Source organism: Streptomyces sp. SS7, from assembly GCF_037993025.1.
Lineage (GTDB): Bacteria > Actinomycetota > Actinomycetes > Streptomycetales > Streptomycetaceae > Streptomyces.
In genome coordinates this window covers 2,831,277-2,850,300 of record NZ_CP141223.1, presented here as the reverse complement: position 1 = coordinate 2,850,300, position 19,024 = coordinate 2,831,277, and the positions used below count along the sequence as shown (strand labels likewise).

Here is a 19,024-nt window from a genome sequence, read left to right as displayed (position 1 = left end):
CTGTCGGCGTGTCGAGGCCGGCCTCGACGAAGATCTGCTCCAGCTCCGACAGGTCCCGGGCCGTGATCTGCTTGTTGCGGCGGATCTTCTGGACGGCAAGTTACGAGGGCCTGCAAGATCATCCTGAACTGTGCGGGACCTTGCCACAGAGTCCTGTTTTCGCTGATCAGAAGCCTATGGCTGTGACCTCCATGCCGCCTGGTCCACCCGGGTGTCAACCTGTCCGCTCACGCAGTGCCAGCTGGTGAGGGCCTACCCGAGCTCACCGAGTAGGCCACCCTGTGGCTCTTCGGCCTCCCTCTTTAGCCTTCATGTTCCGCTCCGAGGAGAAGGCCCGTCTCATACGCCGTGACTCAGATGCGGAGGCGCAGAGATCCAGCCTCAGTGTGTCTGTGATCATGCTCGGTTCGGAGCGTGGGCACTGGTCATCGTCTGCAGGTCGCTGCTGCCTGCCGTATCGGCCTCCCGAGATGTCAGTGCCCTCCGCCATAATCGAGGCACCGTCTTCAACGAAGGACCTCATCTCTGTGACGATCACTCAGCAAGAGCTCGAAGCCCGGCTGTGGGACGCCGCGAACGCGCTCCGCGGCCCCGTCGACCCCGCTGACTTCAAGACCTACGTCTTCCCGATGCTGTTCTGGAAGTGGATCAGCGACACCTGGGTTCACGAGCACGACGCGGCGTTCGATGCGTACGGCGACGACCTCGACGACGAGATCGAGGCTGACTTCCACAGGTTCGAGCTGCCCGAGGGCACGCTGTGGAGCGAGGTCACCGAGAAGGTCACCAACCTCGGTGCGGAGATCGCGAAGACCTTCCAGCGAATCGAAATGGCCAACCCCCGCTCGCTCGCCGGCGTCTTCGGCGACGCCTCGTGGGGCAACCAGGAGCGCATCCCGGAGTCGGCACTGCTGGGGCTCATCCGAGCATTCAACAAGATCAAGCTCGATCCGTCGACGGTCTCGCACGACCTGCTCGGCGCGGGCTACGAGTACTTGCTGAAGAACTTTGCCGACGAGTCGGGCAAGAAGGCCGGCGAGTTCTTCACGCCCCGTGAGGTGGTGAACCTGCTCGTCGGGATCCTCCAGCCTGAGCCCGGCGAGTCCGTCTACGACCCGTCCTGCGGCTCCGGCGGGATGCTGGTCGCAACGATCAACCAGCTGCGCGAGTCCGGCAAGGACCACCGCACGCTCAGGGCGTACGGCCAGGAAATCAACCTGACGACGGCGTCGATCGCCCGGATGAACCTGTTCCTGCACGAGATCGAGGACTTCGACATCAAGCGCGGAGATACCCTCCGCGCTCCGGCGTTCAAGGCTCCCAGCGGTGCTGTCCGCCGGTTCGACGTCGTGATCGCCAACCCGCCCTTCTCGCTGGCGGATTGGGGAGCGGACCGCTGGTCCTCGGACCCGCGAGCCATCTGCGGCGTTCCGCCCGCGAAGAACGGCGACTACGCCTTCGTCCAGCACATGGTCTCGTCCATGAAGCCTGGATCCGGCCGCGTCGGTGTGGTGATGCCCCACGGCGTGCTGTTCCGCGGAGGTGCGGAGGCGAAGATTCGCCAGGGCCTCATCGAGAAGGACGTCCTGGAAGCCGTCGTCGGGCTGCCACCCAAGCTTTTTTACTCGACCGAAATCCCAGCATGCCTGTTGATCTTCCGCGACCAGAAGCCAGCTGAGCGCAAGGATCACGTGCTCTTCATTGACGGCTCGGCGCGGTTCGCCAAGGGCAAGAAGCAGAACCTGATGTCCGAGGATGACGTCAGAGCTGTCATCGGGGCCTACCAGGCAGGTAGCGACTCAGCGGGTGAGGGCGGTGCGAACGTCCGGCTGGTGCCGCTCGAGGAGATCGAGCAGAACGGCTTCGACCTGAACATTGGCCGCTACATCAAGGTCGCTGCCGAGGAGACCGCCGATCTGGGTAGTGCGCTCGTGGCGTATGCCGATGCCCGGCAGCACCGCATCGACACCGAGACCGTCATGTTTAGGCGGCTCGCAGCGGCAGGCATCGACGTGAGCGTGTTCGGGGTGTCCAGTGAGTGAGTGGGAGCGGGTCCGGCTCGACGAGGTCATCGCGCTGGACGTCGACGCGGTCCCGTGCATGGCGACGACCTCCTATGACATCGTCGGTGTCTTGAACCGCGGTCGGGGGCTGTTGTTCCGGGAATCGATCGCTGGCGATGAGACCTCGTACAAGACGCTGAATCGCATCCGGCCGAACCAGATCGTCTACAGCCGCTTGAAGGCGTTCGAAGGAGCGATCACCGTTGCTCCTAACGATCTGGGGGAGGTTTACGCGTCGCAAGAGTTTCCCACTTTCACCTGCGGCGAACGAATGCTTCCTGAATACTTTCGGCTCCTTACCACCACAAAACGGCTGTGGGAGCAACTGCAGGCCTTGTCGACCGGCATGGGCGGCAGGCGGGAACGGGTCAAGCCTGCCGATTTTTTGACGATTGAAGTTGCCCTCCCGTCCTTGCCGGAGCAATGCCGCATTGTCGACGTTATGGCATCGGTGGATGCACAGATTTACGGCTTGGATGCAGAGAGGCAGAAAGCGGCCTCATTGCTGGCACTCGTTCGCGACGCGCATCCCGAAGGCACCGAACATGAACTACGCAGCATTATTTCCGGAATCCAAGGCGGAAAGAGTGTTCAGACTTCGGATGAAAAGCCGCGAAGCGGAGATCCGGCTGTCCTGAAACTGAGTGCAATCCAACTTGGCGCTTTCGTGAGCACCGAAGCAAAGCGGCTTGCCGATCTGGCGAGTTACACCAATGCCCATCTAGTGACAGAGGGTGACCTTCTTATCACTAGAGCCAGTGGTTCATTCGATCGCGTCGGCTATGCTGCAATCGCGCGAAACGTAGCTCCTCAGACCTACCTACCTGACCTTATCTGGCGAATTCAAACAAAGCCCGAGGTTTGTCAGGCGACGTTTCTGGCACATCTATTGTGTTCCCCGTCGGTGCGCTCAACTATCACAGCATCAGCGCGTGGGACCGCATCGATGAGGAAGATTAATAAGGCCCTGCTGGGTTCTCTGCGTCTACCGATTCCATCGCTTGAGGAGCAAGCCCAGTACGTTCAGCACTGTGATGCTGTCGCGTTCGCAGTAGCAGACCTGGATCTGGAACTTGCCAATCTCCGCGCCTTCCGTTCGGCGCTGATGGCCTCCCTCCTGAACCAGGAAATCGAGATCCCGGAATCGTACGACGCTCTACTCGCGGAGGTGTCCTGACATGGGGTGGACGGAAGCGAGCACGATCCAGCGTTCACTGCTCGAGTGGGCGGAGGAGGCCGGCTGGGGGCGTCTCCAAGGGGACGAGCTACCGCGCGATGAGCATGACGTCATCGTCGAGGACTGGGCACGCGAAGCGTTGCTCGCGCTGAACCCGGAGCTGGTCGACGACCCTGAGTCGGCGGACCTCGTTCTACATGAGCTCAATCAGGCTGTCCTCGATGCGCACAACGGTCTCGTTGCGGCCAACGAGCGGCTGACCGTGATGCTTCGTGGCGACCACTCGTTCACGACGATCGACGGACGGCATGTGCCTCGTCGGCTGATCGACTTCAAGAACCTCGACAACAACCGCTTCACTGTCGCTGACGAGGTCACCGTCAACGGTGCTGCCAGGCCGCGCCGGTTCGACGTCGTCTACTACGTCAACGGGTTCCCGCTGGTCGTTGCCGAGACCAAGACGCCTGTGAAGCATCAGGTCTCGTGGGTCAACGCCGCGAAGGACCTCTACGACGTGTACGAGGAGGAGTACCCGAACTTTTTCGCGACGAATGTCTTCAACGTCGCCACCGAGGGCCTGGAATTCCGCATGGCTCCGGTCCGTGCGATACCGGACCCCGACTCCGAGATCTGGGCCCCGTGGGGATCCACTGAGGACGACCCGAAAACCGTCACGGGCCCGGCTCGCGTCGAGCGGGCCGCGCGCTTGCTGCTGCGGCCGGAGACGATCCTGCCGATCCTCAAGGACCTGGTGATGTTCCGTCACGCCCGGGACGCCTCCGAGGTCGACATCAAGTTCCTGCCTCGTTACCCGCAGTTCGAGGCCGCGCTGGCGATCCACGCCAAGGTGCTCGCAGGCCGTCCAGGCGGACTGATCTGGCATCACCAGGGATCGGGCAAGACCGAACTCATGGCGTTCGCCGCCGCCCGTCTGCTGCGCGACGACGCGGTGACGGGGAAGTTCGGGAGCGCGCCGACGGTCATCGTGATCGCCGACCGCAAGGATCTGGTCCGGCAGACGGCGGAGATGTTCGAAACCGCCGGCATGCCGCGGATGACGGTGCCCCGCAACCGGCGCGAGCTGCACGCTCTGCTGCGCAGCGGTGAATCCGGTGTGGTCATCACGACGGTGCACAAGTTCGCGGAGGCCGGCCATCTGAACAACCGGTCGAACATCGTGGTCCTCGTCGACGAGGCGCACCGCTCGCAGGAGGGGAAGTTCGGCGACGCGTGGCGCGCGGCGGTGCCGAACGCGAAGTTCTTCGGCGCGACGGGTACCGCGGTCCAGGACAAGGACCGTTCAACGTTCAAGCTGTTCGGCGACCCTGACGATCCGGACTTCGTGATGTCGCGGTACACGCCGGAGCAGTCCATCGCCGATGGGTTCACCAAGCCGGTGATCGTGGAAGGCCGAGCTGTCGGTTTCAACCTCGACAAGGAGGCCCTGGACGAGGCCTTCGACGAGCTGGCCACAGAGGAGGGCCTGGACGAGGAGGAGAAGGTCTTCCTGTCGGGGAAGGCTTCTCACATCGAGACGATCCTCTCCAACTCCGAGCGCGTGGCTGCCGTGTGCACAGACATCGTCGACCACTTCCTCACCTACGTAGCGCCTCTGGGCCAGAAGGCTCAGGTTGTGGCCTACAACCAGCGCCTTGTGATCGCCTACACCAAGGCAATCGAGGCCGAGCTGGAGCGCCGAGAGGCCGTCATGCCGGACGGGCGGATGCGCGAGGTCGGTGTGGTGATGCACGTCGCCGACAGCAAGGAGACCCCGAAGGAGTTCAAGAAGCACCTGCTCACTCCGGAGCAGGAGGAGGCGCTCAAGCGCCGCTTCAAGAAGGTCGACGACCCGATGTCGTTCATCGTCGTCACCGCGAAGTGGATGACCGGCTTCAACGCGCCCATCGAGGGCGTGCTGTATCTCGACAAGCCCGCCAAGGACACGAACCTGTTCCAGACGATCACGCGGCCCAACCGCCCGTGGAAGAACCCCGTCACCGGGCAGCGCAAGGACTACGGGCGGGTCGTCGACTACATCGGGCTCGCGAAGGCCATCGGCAAGGCTGTTGCCGGTCCAGAGGTCAAGGACGGCGACGAAGAGGAACTCAACGTCACGGACGCCTCCAAGCTGGCGGGGAAGTTCGTCACCGACCTCACGCGTCTGCTCCATCTGTTCGACGGCATCGACACCAGCGACGCGTCGTTCGAGTCGCTCGCCGAGGCCCACGAGCGGATCCCCGAGGGTGGCGCGCAGCGCACCGAGTTCATCGAGACCTACGTCGCGCTGCAGACCGTGTGGGAGTTCCTCGACCCGCACCCGATGCTCCAGCCGTTCAAGCGGCAGTACTTCTGGCTCGCGAAGGTGTACGAGTCGATCCGGCCCAAGGACGTCTCCAAGACGTTCCTCTGGGCGCGTCTCGGCGCGAAGACCACCGGCCTGATCCACGGTCACATGACCGATGTTGGTGTGAAGTCGATGCCGTCGAAAACCGTCACGCTCGACGCTGCCGGCCTGGCGCTGGTGAAGAAGATCGCCGAGCAGCTGAAGCTCTCCGAGCAGCAGACGCCGGAGCCGAAGTCCGATGACGTGTACCAGGAGGTCCTCGACTCCATCGAGGCGCGCCTTAGGCGTCGGCTCGCGGATTCGGAGAGCCCGGCGTACCGGTCGCTGGCGGAGCGGATCGAGAGGCTCCGTGCCAAGGCGATCGAGAACGTCGAGGACTCGCTGGCGTTCCTCGAGGAAGCGCTGAAGATCGCTCAAGATGTGGTCGCCGCGGACAGGGCAGCGGAACAGGGCGACCAGAGTGCGCTCGACCGGCTGGCCGATCCCAAGCGCGGGGCGCTCACCCAGATCGTCGAGGAGAACACGCCACCGGGACTGCACAAGATCGTCCCCGACATAGTTTCGCGGATCGACTCGATCGTCGTCGAAGTCGCCTACGCCGGTTGGAGCACGAGTGACGCGGGCGACAAACGCGTCCGTCGCGAGCTGCGTTCCGTCTTGAAGGAGTACAGCTTGCCGATCAAAGGTGAGCTGTTCGACCGGACGTACGAGTACGTGCGGGAGAATTATTAGAGGCGCGAGAGATCCGGCCTACGGATTGGGGCAACGCCGACCTCCGGTCGTGAATCGGGGCCGCAGTTCGGAGCCCGCGGCCGCACAGGTACAGGAGACGAACCAGACCCGGAACAGGGTTCCCGGCGGCCCTTCGGTTACGGTCGCCTCCGGAGACGATCACAGCCGGGAACAGTCGGCGGAGGGGCAAAGTGGGCCATGGAGTCGGAGTACGAGTTGACTCGGGATCATATCCGCGCGCACTCCGGCCCCTTCGCACTCGAAGAGCAGCAAGAGGCCGAGCTGGAGCTGGCGGTGCTCCACGCCGACGCGTCCGCCCTTCGCCTGCGGGCCAAGGAGGGTGAGAACCCGCCGACGCTGGAGGAGTGGGGCACCCACTACCGCCGCAAGGCACCGCTGCTCGTGCGTCTCTCCCTGTCCGACCCGCTGCGCTACGAGGACCTGGCGCGCGAGGCCGTGACCCGGTGGCGCGAGGCCGAGCAGCGCGAGACCACCGCCATCGCAGCCATCGGCACCGGCGACGACGCCGAACGGTGGCTGGCCAACAGAGACCACTGACGACCGGCCCACGCGCGGTGCTATCGGCCGCATCGCGGCCGGGCGGTGCGCCCTGCCCTCAGCGTTCGGCAGTTCCGGACATCGGGATGAGCGCCGTGCGGTCCGCGTTCGGGACCCAGCGGCGATCCCGCGGACCGTCGAACACGTCCCGGGGCAGCGGGACGGCAGTGGGGCTGAGGGTCTCGAAGACCTCCAGGTAGAGCTCGTCCCCTTCGGGGGCGTCCCTGCTCGCCTCGGCGAAGGCGGCGGCCATGGACTGGGCGTCGTCGTACTGGGCTCGGTTCTCGTCGAACCAGGCTCCCGCCCAAGAGGCAGAGTGGTCTTCCCGCCGCATGACCGCGACGGCGCTGATGTACGGATGGTCGGTCCGCAGGCTTCCATTACGGCCCGCGACGCCGCGGAAGTCGCCCAGAGACCCGTCCGCCAGCACGGGCGCCTCCATCGTGAGGTCGCCGTACATCGCCGAGAGCACCATGTGCGGGGTATCGAAGGGGATCGGTCGGCCGCCGGGATTGTCGAGCACGATGACCAGTGGCCAGCCTCGGTCCCGTAGACCCTTGAGCTGGCCGGCGGCCTTCTTGATCTGCTTCCGGATCGGCGCAAGGGCCTCCGTCAGCGAGCGCGACATCACCTGGCCCGGAACGGCGTTCTCGAACATCCCGTACGTCTCGAACGCCTTCACCTCGGCCACGAGAGTGTGATCACCTGCGGTGATCAGGTAGTCCGGGTGGCGGCCGGTGCCGAACTCGGGCTCCACCTCGAACGTGTAGCCCCGCTCCTGGAGATAGCGGGCGACGCGTGCTTCGGCTACCTCGCCGATCCTGGGCGGTGTCACCGAGGCAGTATGCCCGAGTGGCCAGGGGCTTGCCGGGGCCGGGGCACGGTGAGCGGCCTCGATGCGGATCACCACCTGCGCCGGGGGGACTCCACAAGACGTCCGGAAATTGTGTCAGGCAGCGAAGGCCACGTATGTACCGAGCGTGAGGCCCGAGAAGGTGATGAGCTGACGGGGCTTGAGACAGGTGAAGGCCGCGTGCATCCCGATGCCGGCGGCGACGGCGTACGGCATCGAGCAGCGCGGGCGGCAGCACGATTCCCGCCCCGATCACGGCCGCCGCCACCAGCCGCCACAAGCGCACGTCCCGATCGGTGAGGTTGCCCATGTGGCGTCGGACGAAGCCGGGCACGGCGAACTGGCGCCGGTACGGCAGCTGCTCCCTGACCTGGGTGAAAACGTGAACCCACTGGGCGAGTTACAGGCCCGTGCGGAACTGCGGAGACTTCAGCTTCTGCCAGGCACTGTTCCAGTAGATGTCGGTAGTGACCAACACCAACAGACACTGTGCCCAGGTGTTGGTTGTGCTGGGCTAGTGCCCGATGCTCAGTCCCCGGCCGAGATCGCCGGCGAGGAGAAGACAGCTGCCGGTCAGCAGCGTGTAGCGCACCGCGTTGGGCTCTTGAGGTACAGCAGCTCCATCGCGGCTCCGGCCAGGACCAGCAACAGCGACAGCCGCGGTACCAGCCCGGCGGCCAGGGCGAGGGCGGCGGCCGTCCGGACGAGCAGCGCGGGGCGGTACACGGTCGCCAGGAGTCGGGCGCGCCGAGGGCCGAAGCGCTGCTCTGCGAGGTGCAGGCTGAGCGATCCGGGTGCGAGACGGTCCCAGCCGCCCTGGCCGATGGACAGCGCGAACCGCGCGACACAGACCGCGCCGAAGACGACGTGGAACAGCTGGGGTCGGTCGGGTGCTGGAAGCCGGAGGCGACAGCGTCAAAGAACCACACGGCTGTCCGTCACCTCCAACGGCTTCTGCCCGGCTGCGGGACAGGACATGGCCGCTGCCGTCATCCGGTCGTACCGGCCGCTGCGGACGAGGTAGTTGATGACCGCCTGCAGCTGGGGCGGCCCGAGGAGGAAGCTCCCCGGGGACAGATGGGAGTAGACGTTCACCGGCTCGGTACGGCCGTCCTTGCTGCCGGTGAGCGAGACGATGGTAAACGTGGCCCAGCAGAACATCTTCCAGCGCAGCCATCGGCCGGGCAGCCGGGTAAAGCCGGTGATCATCCACGCCACCAGGGCAGCAGTAACGGCGAGTTGGGCAGCGGGCAGCACAGAGGGGGGCATGGCAGGGCCTCCGGAACGGGAGGGTGAGAGGTGGCGTGCGCCCCAGGGGCGGGGCGCCGGGATCAGCGCTCGGGCTTGGGGGGCCGCTGCATCAGCGCGGCAGCGGCCTCTTCGAGGCTGGCCTTCTCGTGGAGCAGTGCGGAGATGATCTCCGTGATCGGCATCTCGACGTCATGGACGCGGGCCAGTTCGAGGATCGCCTCGGCGGACTTGACGCCCTCGGTGGTCTGCCGCGTGACGGCGGTGGTCTCCTCGACGGTCATGCCCTGGCCGAGGTGTGTGCCGAAGGTGCGGTTGCGTGACAGCGGGGAGGTGCAGGTGGCCACCAGGTCTCCTATGCCCGACAGACCCGCGAGGGTGGCCGGGTGGGCGCCCATCGCGGTGGCCAGACGGGTGGCCTCCGACAGGCCCCGGGTAATAAGCATGGCGGCCGCGTTGTGGCCCATGTCCATGCCGTGGGCGATGCCGGTGGCCAGAGCGATGACGTTCTTCACCGCGCCGCCCATTTCGCAGCCGATCACGTCGGTGCTGGTGTAGGGCCGGAAATATGGGGTGTGGCAGGCCGCCTGGAAGCCGCGCGCGGCGTCTTCGTCGGGGCAGGCGACGGTGGCGGCGGGCTGGCCGTCCATAATCTCTCGGGCGAGGTTCGGCCCCGACAGCACCGCGATCCTGTTGGCGCTCACGCCGGTTACCTCGGCGATGACCTCGCTCGCACGCTTCCCGGTGCCCCGCTCGATGCCCTTCATCAGCGACACGATCACGGTGCCGGGCCCGAAGTACGGACTCCACTCGGCGAGGCTGGCCCGCAGGGACTGGGAGGGGATGGACAGTACGAGGTAGTCGGCGCCGTCCAGCGCGGTGGCCGGGTCCGTCGTAGCCCTCAGGGAGGCGGGCAGGTCGACGTCCGGAAAGTAGCCGGGGTTGCGGTGGTGGTGGTTGATCGCGTCGGCGATCTCGCTACGGCGGGCGTGTGCAATGACGGTGGTGCCGGCGTCGGCGAGGATCTTGGCGGCGGCGGTGCCCCAGGACCCGGCCGAGAACACTGCCGCGCGGGCGGGGCGGTGCTGACTCACTGCGGAGTCCTCTCGCTGGTCGCGGGGCCGTCGGACTTCGGGCGCTGGCCGGGTCCGGTCATCGTATCGGCTGCGTCGCGCGCCGCCGGTTGTGTCGCGGTGCGCCGCAGGGTCAGCAGGGCCACGCGGCGGCCGGGGAGCGCGGGCAGCGATCGGCGGCCTCGTCCAACGCACTCGGGGCCAACGTCCACCGGCTGGGCTCCTTCGTGGTCACCGGCACCAACGCCGCCGAGGTCGAGGAGCGGGCCGACACTCTCCTACACCAGATCCGCATTTGCATCGAGCCGCTCCACGAGGCACGTCCCGTTCAGGTCAGGTCGGCAAGCACCGCGCTCATCGCGGAGTAACTCTCCTCCACCCCACCGGGGTTGGAAAGACGGTGTCGCTCCAGACGCAGGGCCCCCAGGTGCCGGGCCTCGTAGATCCGGGAGCGCCACCGGGCCGCGTCGGAGCGGTCGAGGGGTCCATAGCTTTCCCAGAACGACTCCCGCTCGTCCGCCTTCGCCAAGGCCATCCGGATCGTCCAGTCAGCGGCCGGATCGGCCCAGGCCGTGCGGTCCATGTCGACCACCCCCGTGATCACCGGCCCCTCTGGTGCGCTCTTCGCGATCATTACGTTGGTAGTCCAGAAATCGCCGCTGGTCAGCCGCGGCTCGGTGATCTCGTCGAGAACCGCACGCTCGTGCTCGGCCACGGCGGCGACCTTGCGCATGTCGGCGGCATCGAGGCCGACGCTGTCCAGATCGGCGGCGATGTCCCTCAGGGACGTGATCACCGCCTGGCTCCACGTGGCGTACGACGGGCCGTTGACGGGCCCGAAGTGAGGGCCTGTCACCGCGTGTACGGCCCTGGCGATGGTGCCCATCTGCCTGAAGAACGCGGGCCAGGCCGTACGGGGGTAGTCGCGCAGGTGCTCAGGGGCGGGGACGCCGTCGAGGAAGCTTTGCACCATCCAGTCGCGGCCGATCACCTCGTGCGACCAGTCCGCGGCGATGACGCGCGGCATCAGCGGCGCGATCGCCGCCAGGTACGGCACGGACGCGTACTCGTTGCGCATCAGCTCCCACTCACTGCGGAACTGCTTCTCCGGCCCCGGCGCTGCCCGCAGAATCACCGGCCGTTCCTGCCCGGCCACCGTCACCCGGTAGGTGTTGTTGTACATGCCCGCACCCAGCTCGACGGCGGACACGACCCGGGCCTCGGAACCGAAGACGCGACGGCAGATCGCGTGAATCTCGTCGGCGGTCACGGACTGTTGGAACGCCTGGGCGTCGCGCTCGATCGGTCGGAAATCCATGCGACTCCCTCAGCGGGTGCCGGTGAGCCGGGCAGTACCGGCGGCGGGGTTCCCCCATTCTCCCCCAGTGACAGGGTCGAAAAGCCCCGTTTCCCTCTCCTGTGCCCACAGGGAGTCAGGAAAACTGGAGTGGCACCTCAGCACCCTGATACCGATGCTGCCCGCCGGGCATCCACCACCGATAAGGAGAGGGCGCTGGTGACCCCGGAGTTCCTCGTCACGCAGCTAGGCAGTAGCGAAGCCTTGAGACAGTCCCAGGCTGGAACAGGTTGACAGACCGCATAACGCCGTGGTTGACCCAGTACAACGACGGCAGGTCCTCAATGAGCGGGATGGCGTTGCTGTAAGCGTCGAGAGCCGCGTTCGCTTCCCGGTCGGAGGCACGCAGGTCGCCCGCCCGCGCGTGGGCTCGACAGGCCCGGGCGTGAAGCATGGCGAGATCCGGGCGGATCCGATTGCACGACCGTGAACCTTCGCGGCTTCTACCAGCCAAGCTGCTTCCTGGGGTGACAGCAGCCTGCTCGTCATGCCCGGCAGCGTGCTCACCGCGATGGCCGCCAGTCAGATCCCGCCGCTCTACCACCAGGTCCGCAACCACCAGCTGGACCGGCGCATCACCACGCTCTTCCTGGTCAACCCGCGGATGGACCGGAACGTGGCCCCTACACCACCGGGGACAGCGAAGCCGTGGACATCGCGGCACTGGCGCGGACCAGCGGCTCGATGTTCGGACTGCCCCCGCGCCGCTCCTCGGTCCGCCCACCCCGTGAGCATGACAAGATCCGGTCAGGTCAAAGCGTCCTCGAACACCGACCGGTTCGCGGCAGTGAACGCGAACTCCCGGCGGCTCCACTCGATCCGCGAGGCCAGCACCTCGGGTTCGGCGGGCGCGGTGTTGGGAGAGGCCATGAGCTCAGCCCAGAACCGCGCGTTGCGCGCCTGCCGCTCGAGGATGGCGTCGATCATGGCACCGCGCTCCGGCCCCTGGAGGCCGTAGGCGTCGGCGAGGATCTTCACCTGCTCCGCCTGCCGCTCCACCGGGACAGTGCACTTGGACGCGATGCACCACGTCCACGCGGCGTAGCCGAGGTCCTCCAGGGGCGAGCCCGGGGCCGCAGTGTCGAAGTCGATCCACGCGGTGGGCAGGCCGTTGACGAATACGGCATTGTTCGGGCCGACATCGTGGTGGCACACCACCGGCGAGCGGCCAGCCAGCTCGCTGCCTCGCGTTGCGTCGTGCATGGCACGCAGCAGCGCGCCGGCCGCCGCCACCTGCTCGTCCTCCCACACCTGGAAACGGGCTGGAACCTCACCCGGGAGAAAGCTGAGGATATCCATTCCGTCAGCCTGCCCGAGATATTTCGGGGCGCCCTCGAATTCCCGCTGCTCGAAAATCTTCAGGAGGGCGGCGACGAATTCCGAGGAATCCGTCACCGGCCTGCGCACGGAATCATCGACCCGGACGACACCGTCGGTCATCCGTCCACCGGAAAGCGTGATCGCATCACTGGGTGCATCGGCCATTGCAGCCGCTCCCATACCTAGATTCCGAATCGGCCCAGGGGTCTACCAGCAGCACATTCCCACGCTAGGACACCAGAGCTCGCGTTGCGACCCAAGCGATGTTATACGAGCCGCCCAGCACAACGGCCAAGGGGTGTCCAAATTGCCGCAGCACATGTACAGTTTGGCATTTCAAGATCGAATTCGGTAGGCACCGGCCCTGCAATTGATCAAAGCGCGTCAGGCGTGGCCTGCGGCGATGCCAGGACCGGACTTCAGCGTCATGGCGTTCCCACGGTGGGTTGCGCAGCGAACCATCTCCCGAACGGATGATGAGGCGCTGGTGTGCAGCCCAATGGCGGCCAGGCTCATCAACGCATCTGCGCCCGCGATCCTCGGGATCGCGGGCGCAGATGGGCGGGTCTGATCAGGCGAGCAGGTTGGAGCGAAGGGCGTCCAGATCGGTCGCCGTGACCCCGTAAGGTGCCAGGTAGGCGGGGATGGAGCCGAACCCGGTCAGGATCGTGTCCATTGCCGAAGCCAGCAGCGCCTCGCTGACGGGGTGCGAGCACCGGGTAACCCCTGCCTCGTCCAGGAGGGACGTCGGCCCGGCCGCTCGGGTGTACGGCATCGGGTCCAGCACCGACTCGGCCCGCTACCGGCTCACCCTCGCCATTCACCACCGAGTCCCGGCCGCCGCCGTACGCGGCTGGGTGATCGGCGAGCACGGCGACGGCGCGGTCATCTGCGCCTCGACCACCACGGTCAACGGCCGTGCTGCCGACGTGCCGTTGGAGTACGTCCGGGCCCAACTGGCGGCACGGCCGGCGCGATCCTCGGCGCGCCGCGCAAGACGCTCGGCATCAGTGACGGCACCGAGGTGCTCTCCGTCAACCACGACGGCGTGTGGCTCGGAATCCCGTTGCAGTTCTCCGCGGGCCGCCCGACCGTGGCCCTGCCCGACCTCGATCCTGATGAACAGCGGCAGTTCACCGCCGCCCGTACCAAGCTCGACTCCGCCTACCAGCAGACCCTCCAAGGAGAGACCGCGTGCTGAGCGCCACCCGCATCCACGCCGACGAGGCGACCGTCACGGTCGTCAGCGACACCAAGGACATCACCGACTGGGCCCTGCGCTACTTCGGCGGCTGGTGGAACGCCACCGCCGAGGCTGCCCCCGTCGCGCCCGGCGGCAGCATCGCCGAAGGCGGCGCCCTGCTCCTGGCCGACGTCGACATGGACCGCCTGGCGGACATCGAGACCCTGGTCGGCGACTACGAGCACGACGAAGTCGACTACGCGAACGCCCGCACCCTGGTCGCCCGGCACGAGGGCGGCGCGATCTACGCTATCCAGCCCGCCGAACGCCTCGCCTACCACTACGACCCGGCCACCAGCCGGCTCGTCATCGTCGGCGCCCACACGGAGCCGGTCGCCGTTGCCGCCTCCCGCCTCGCCCGCGAACTCATCCGCGGCCAGCTGCTGCGCGCCGGGTTCCACATCCTGCACGCCTCCTGCGTCGTCCGCGACGGCCGCGCCCTCCTCACCTTCGGGCACAAGGGCGCCGGCAAGACCACCACGGCCCTCCTGCTCGCCCGCGAAGGGTACGAACTCCTCGCCAACGACCGGGTGTTCGTCCGTCCCGAGGACGAGGGCCTGCGGATCCTGCCCTGGCCGTCGGCCGCCGCGATCGGCTTCGGCCTACTGGAGTCCACCGGCCTGTACGAGCCGCTGCGTGCCCGCGTCCTGGACGGCGAGCAGATGCACCCCACCCAGGACCAGCGCGTCACCGACGCCCTGCATGCCGGCAGCACCAAGCCGATCTGGAACGCCAAGGGCAAGGAACTGAAGCCGCAGTTCTTCCCCGACCAGCTCTCCTCAATCCTCGGCATGACGCTCGCTCCACAGGCCCGCGCCACCGCGCTGCTCTTCCCCCGCGTCGCGAAGGACGCCGAGCCCCAACTCGTCCCGGCGCCGCGCGCGCTGGAGGAAGAGGACTTCTTCACCAGCAAGACCGAGGACCGCTACCCGGACATCTTCCGCCTCGCGCCGGACAAGGCGGCCCCGGCCACCGACCTCGCCGACCGGCTCGCCCTGCTGCCGCGCCGCGCCCTGGTCCTGACCCACGACAGCCGTGCCTCCACCGAGCTGCTCGCCAAGACCGCCGAGGGCCTGCTGTCCGAGTAAAAGCGCCCCCGAATTGGCCGGTCTCCTTCCTTCGAAGGGGCGGCCGGTCCACCGTGGAACACGACCGAAGGGAACGGCCCGTGACGATCGCACCCGAAGCACCGACGACAACGCCCCTTATCCCCACCTTCCTGGAGCTGGAGATCACCAACCGCTGTCAGCTCACGTGCCCGACGCTCTGCTTCGTCAAGGCGGGCCCGACCCAGGGGCACGGCACCATGGCGGTCGAGGACTGGAAGCGGGTCATCAGCGAGGCCGCCGCCCTCGGCGTCAAGAAGATCCAGCTGATCGGCGGGGAAGCCACGCTCCACCCGGGCTTCGCCGAGATCGTGGAACACGCCCTGGGCGAAGGGCACAAGGTGGAGGTGTTCTCCAACCTGTACCGCGTCCGCCGCGACCACTGGACGCTCTTCGAGCGGCCCGGTGTCTCCCTAGCGACGTCCTACTACGCCGACACGGACGAGGGGCACGACGCGGTCACGGGGCGCGAGGGCTCCCATGGCCGCGACCCGCGCGAACATCATCGAAGCGCACCGCCGCCGGATCCGCGTGCGGGTCGGCATCGTGGACGTGCTGGACGGACAGCGTGTCGCAGAAGCCCGCGCGGAGCTGGAAGGGCTCGGTATCACGGAAGTCCACGTCGACCGAGTCCGAGCCGTCGGCAACGCGGTCAAGGGCGAGGGGCTGCCGTCCACGTCAGAGCTGTGCGGCCGGTGCGCGAGAGGGACCGCCGCGATCCTGTCGGACGGTACCGTGACCCCCTGCGTGATCGGCCGCTTCCTTTCGGCCGGGCACGTTCAAGGCACGCCGCTGGGGCGGGTGTTCGCCTCGCCGCAGTGGCAGCAGGTCGCCGCGAGCATCCCGGCCGGCCGCCTCGACCCGTGCGGCCCCGACTGCGGTCCCAACGACGACAGCCAGGGCGGTGGCGGAACCTGTGGCCCCGCCGACGACAGCGTCATCCCGAACTCTGCGGGCTGAAAGGCAGGACCCTTTGAAGGACTGGGAAGCAGCAGCACAGCGGTTGGCCGCCGGTACCGTGATCCGGCCCGAGTCACGCTGGTATCAGCCGCTGGCCACGACCCCGCGGCACCTGTTCGTGCCGCGGTGGTGGACCAAGGCCACGAGCAGCGACGGCGAGGCCGTGTGGAAGCTGCGCGATGGCGCGAGCGACCCCGAGGCGTGGCTGCGGGATACCTACGCCGACACCACGCTCGTCACCCGCGTCGGAAACCTCCACGCCGACCACGCCGAGGCGGGCCAGACGCCTGCCCGGGGACGAGCGGGCCGCTCCACCTCGTCCTCCACGCTGCCCGCGCTGGTCCTGACGATGTACCGGGCGGCGTGGATCACCGACACCTCCCGCGTGCTGGTGACCTGTGGCAGCGGCTACGGCACCGCCCTGGCCTGCGCTCGGCTCGGTGAGGATCAAGTCACGAGCGTGGACGTCGATCCGTATCTCGTACACGTGGCACGGAAACGGCTGGCCGAGGCCGGCCACCATCCGCGTGTCGAAGTCTGCGACCTGACTGGCGACCTGCCCGAAGGCACCTACGACCGGATCATCTCCACCGTCGCCGTGCCAGCCGTGCCCACGTCGTGGCTCGAGGCGCTCGCCCCCGACGGACGCCTCGTGACCACCATCACCGACACCGGGCTGGTCATCATCGCGGACAAGACCTCCGACGGCGGCGCCGTCGGCCGCGTCGCACCGGAGGCGGCCGGGTTCATGTCCGCGCGCCACGGCGAGGACTACGACAACACCTTCCCGGAGAACCCGCCACTGTGGCAGACCGCCCAGCACGCCGACGGCGAGAGCATCACCACCAGCCGCTACCCGCTGATGTACGTGCCGGACACCTGGGACGTGCGCTCCACCCTCGAACTCCTCGCGCCCGGCATCGACCACCGCCAGCACACGGCGGACGACGGCACCCGCACCGTCTACATGCTTCACACGGACGGCTCGTGGGCACGCGCCACGGCCGCCGGGCGCAGGGACTCCCCGACCGTGCACCAGGGCGGGCCCCGGCGGCTGTGGGACGAGCTGGACCGCATCCGCACCTGGCTCGTCGTGGACGGCGACCTTCCCATCCGCGGCGCCAAGGTGACCATCACCCCCGACGGAACGGCCACGTTCTCCCGGAAGGGCTGGTCGTCCACCATCATCGGCGCGGCCAGCATGTCCGCCCCGTAGAGCCCTTCCGGAAGATCCAGTGTCGCGTACGCCGAGGTCCGTCAAGGCACCCCAAGACCGTCACGGCCATGAACGCTGAGCTCGCGCTACAACACGGCCGCCGCGCGGCACCTCACCGGCGAACCAACTGGTCTGTGGAGCGACGGTGTCCACCTGACCGAGCTCGGCGACACCATCTTGCTCCAGCAGACGGAACGGCTCCTCGCCGATCACCGCATCGTCGAACAGCTCCTGGCTACCTGCTCCCGTAGCCTCTCCATCTTGCAGACCTGGGACGGGGACACGCACTGGGCATTTCGGCGCTGGCGGCTGGTGCTCGCATAGGACACCGGCTCCATTGCGGGATGGCGCCGGCCGGACTGGTCTCAAGCGAGGGCTGCGGCGCGACTTCTGAGTTCTTGTGCTTTGGGATTGTTCGGGAGGCGGCGTAGTCGAACGGACATGTCCTGAACGGCCGAGCGAACTTTGATGGAGCGGATGCCCTCAGCGCAGTCGAGGAACTCGGACCACGTCGTGAGAGCGCCGTCCGTGTCTCCTCGGCGCAGGCGGACCCCCGCGAGGTCGGCTGTGACGATGGCGCGGGTACGTCGGCGGTCGACCCCGTGGAAGTTGAGGGCGAGGAGAAGGTGTTCCTCGGCGGCGGTGAGGTCGCCGAGGCGGTTGAGGATCATGCCGGTTTCGTGGGCCCAGCGGCCTGGGGAGTAGTGGGCGGCCCAGGAGTCGGTAGGGCCGGTCTGGGGGCGGCCGATGGCGGTTTCGGCAAGGGCGAGGTGCTGGGAGGCAAGGCGACGGTCGTTGTCCTGAGCGGCGGCGTTGGCCAGTGTGGCGTTGTAGTAGGCCACGGCGCGCGGATTGTCGAGGTCGCGTCCGTAGGAGACGCAGGCTTCGCTGAGCTGGACGGCTTCGGCGTGGTAGCCCAGGTCGATGCAGTGGACCGCGAGCCCTCGCAAGGCGGTGGCTGCGAGTTCGCGGTCGCCGGCTTCGGCGGCGAGCCCGTAGGCGTGGGCGTAGTAGCCCTGGGCGAGCCCTTGAAGCTCGGGGGAGTCGCCTTCGTCCTGCGCCATCCAGCCGGCGAGGTGCGCGAGCTGGGAAGCGGCAGCGAACAGCTCTCTGCCAGTGGCCTCCGTGTACTTTCCGTTCAGCCACGGTGCGACGTCTTCAGTGAGGTAGCGCACGGCGCGGTGGCGCGCGTGTCCGCCGCCGAGCTCGGACGCGGAGTCGCCGAGGCTCTTCACCATGATCTTGACGGCGGCCACTTCGCCGCGCCCGACGCGGACGGCTCCAGCGGGTGCGCTGTGGACACGACGGGTGATGCTGTCGGGGTCGGGCAGGCCGAGGGCGGCGAGGGCGTAGCCGCTGGACGCGGTGAGGAACTTCCGGCGGTCCACCTCGAGGTCGCTCCTTCCCAGCTGGATGACTGAGGCCACGGTATCGGCGGGGGCCGGTGTGAGGGGCGGTTGCGGGACGCCTCTGGCGTCGGGGTCGAGTTCAAGGACGCGGGCGACGTAGGGCCACCAGTAGTCGGGCGTACGTTCGCCGGTCATCCACTTGCGCGCGTACTGACGTTGTAATCGGTCGGGTCCGCTGCCCTCGGCCCGGCCGACAGCACGTGCCAGCTGGGTCGGTCCCCAGCCACGTTTCCGGCAGGCTGAGCTGATCAGGTACGCGAGGTGCTGTGCGTGCGGTGCAGGCGTCATCCCGTCACCCCGTCCCTGGACTACGCGGGACTACGGAGGACTACATCTTCCCCTCTTCCGGGGGCGCGCACGCGGAG

Annotated in this window: 16 protein-coding genes and 1 pseudogene; 9 read left to right on the top strand and 8 right to left on the bottom strand. The window is 67.4% G+C overall.

The features are described 5' to 3' along the window. Positions 1-527: 527 nt before the first annotated feature. The 4 genes from U5640_RS12955 to U5640_RS12940 all read left to right on the top strand — a co-directional run bounded on the left by U5640_RS12955 (position 528) and on the right by U5640_RS12940 (position 6,874). Positions 528-2,042 (top strand): class I SAM-dependent DNA methyltransferase, encoded by a 1,515-nt coding sequence (locus U5640_RS12955; protein ID WP_340375981.1) that lies wholly within the window; start codon positions 528-530, stop codon positions 2,040-2,042. Then, positions 2,035-3,240: a restriction endonuclease subunit S gene (locus U5640_RS12950; RefSeq protein ID WP_340375980.1), complete on the top strand. Its 1,206-nt coding sequence runs from the start codon at positions 2,035-2,037 to the stop codon at positions 3,238-3,240. The genes U5640_RS12955 and U5640_RS12950 overlap by 8 nt, the downstream gene beginning before the upstream one ends. 1 nt (position 3,241) lies before the next feature. Further along, positions 3,242-6,316: an HsdR family type I site-specific deoxyribonuclease gene (locus U5640_RS12945; protein WP_340375979.1), complete on the top strand. Its 3,075-nt coding sequence runs from the start codon at positions 3,242-3,244 to the stop codon at positions 6,314-6,316. Between the two features lie 198 nt (positions 6,317-6,514). After that, a complete protein-coding gene (locus tag U5640_RS12940) occupies positions 6,515-6,874 on the top strand; it encodes a hypothetical protein (protein ID WP_340375978.1) in 360 nt (119 codons plus the stop codon). Between the two features lie 58 nt (positions 6,875-6,932). On the opposite strand, the gene U5640_RS12935 is transcribed toward U5640_RS12940, so the two are convergent. The 7 genes from U5640_RS12935 to U5640_RS12905 all read right to left on the bottom strand — a co-directional run bounded on the left by U5640_RS12935 (position 6,933) and on the right by U5640_RS12905 (position 13,500). Continuing rightward, on the bottom strand, positions 6,933-7,709 hold the full coding sequence (locus U5640_RS12935; protein ID WP_340375977.1) for a hypothetical protein: 777 nt from the start codon (positions 7,707-7,709) through the stop codon (positions 6,933-6,935). A 591-nt stretch (positions 7,710-8,300) separates the two neighbouring features. After that, entirely contained in the window at positions 8,301-8,453 is a 153-nt protein-coding gene (locus U5640_RS12930) for a hypothetical protein (protein ID WP_340375976.1), read from the bottom strand. Between the two features lie 189 nt (positions 8,454-8,642). Next, positions 8,643-8,996 carry a hypothetical protein gene (locus U5640_RS12925; RefSeq protein WP_340375975.1) on the bottom strand — a complete coding sequence of 118 codons (354 nt, stop codon included), beginning with the start codon at positions 8,994-8,996 and terminating at the stop codon, positions 8,643-8,645. Positions 8,997-9,058: 62 nt separating this feature from the next. Continuing rightward, positions 9,059-10,069: an NAD(P)H-dependent glycerol-3-phosphate dehydrogenase gene (locus U5640_RS12920; RefSeq protein WP_340375974.1), complete on the bottom strand. Its 1,011-nt coding sequence runs from the start codon at positions 10,067-10,069 to the stop codon at positions 9,059-9,061. Positions 10,070-10,376: 307 nt separating this feature from the next. Next, the gene (locus U5640_RS12915) at positions 10,377-11,366 is read right to left on the bottom strand and encodes an aminoglycoside phosphotransferase family protein (RefSeq protein WP_340375973.1); all 990 of its coding nucleotides are present in this window, start codon (positions 11,364-11,366) and stop codon (positions 10,377-10,379) included. Between the two features lie 786 nt (positions 11,367-12,152). Beyond that, the gene (locus U5640_RS12910; protein WP_340375972.1) at positions 12,153-12,890 is read right to left on the bottom strand and encodes an aminoglycoside phosphotransferase family protein; all 738 of its coding nucleotides are present in this window, start codon (positions 12,888-12,890) and stop codon (positions 12,153-12,155) included. Positions 12,891-13,296: 406 nt separating this feature from the next. Beyond that, complete coding sequence (locus U5640_RS12905; protein WP_340375971.1) at positions 13,297-13,500, bottom strand: tyrosine-protein phosphatase; 204 nt, start codon at positions 13,498-13,500, stop codon at positions 13,297-13,299. Between the two features lie 249 nt (positions 13,501-13,749). On the opposite strand from U5640_RS12905, the gene U5640_RS12900 reads away from it, so the two are divergent. The 5 genes and pseudogenes from U5640_RS12900 (at position 13,750) to U5640_RS12880 (ending at position 17,250) form a co-directional block, all read left to right on the top strand. Continuing rightward, positions 13,750-13,926 (top strand): hypothetical protein, encoded by a 177-nt coding sequence (locus U5640_RS12900; RefSeq protein ID WP_340375970.1) that lies wholly within the window; start codon positions 13,750-13,752, stop codon positions 13,924-13,926. Beyond that, a complete protein-coding gene (locus U5640_RS12895) occupies positions 13,920-15,056 on the top strand; it encodes a hypothetical protein (protein ID WP_340375969.1) in 1,137 nt (378 codons plus the stop codon). The genes U5640_RS12900 and U5640_RS12895 overlap by 7 nt, the downstream gene beginning before the upstream one ends. A gap of 53 nt (positions 15,057-15,109) precedes the next feature. Then, positions 15,110-15,433 (top strand): annotated as a pseudogene (locus tag U5640_RS12890) (radical SAM protein); the annotation flags it as partial. 121 nt (positions 15,434-15,554) lie between these two features. Then, entirely contained in the window at positions 15,555-16,034 is a 480-nt protein-coding gene (locus U5640_RS12885) for an SPASM domain-containing protein (RefSeq protein ID WP_340375968.1), read from the top strand. Between the two features lie 43 nt (positions 16,035-16,077). Continuing rightward, entirely contained in the window at positions 16,078-17,250 is a 1,173-nt protein-coding gene (locus U5640_RS12880; RefSeq protein WP_340375967.1) for a methyltransferase domain-containing protein, read from the top strand. Between the two features lie 365 nt (positions 17,251-17,615). Here the strand turns inward: U5640_RS12880 and U5640_RS12875 are convergent, their stop codons facing one another. After that, positions 17,616-18,947: a tetratricopeptide repeat protein gene (locus U5640_RS12875; protein ID WP_340375966.1), complete on the bottom strand. Its 1,332-nt coding sequence runs from the start codon at positions 18,945-18,947 to the stop codon at positions 17,616-17,618. Positions 18,948-19,024: the final 77 nt, after the last annotated feature.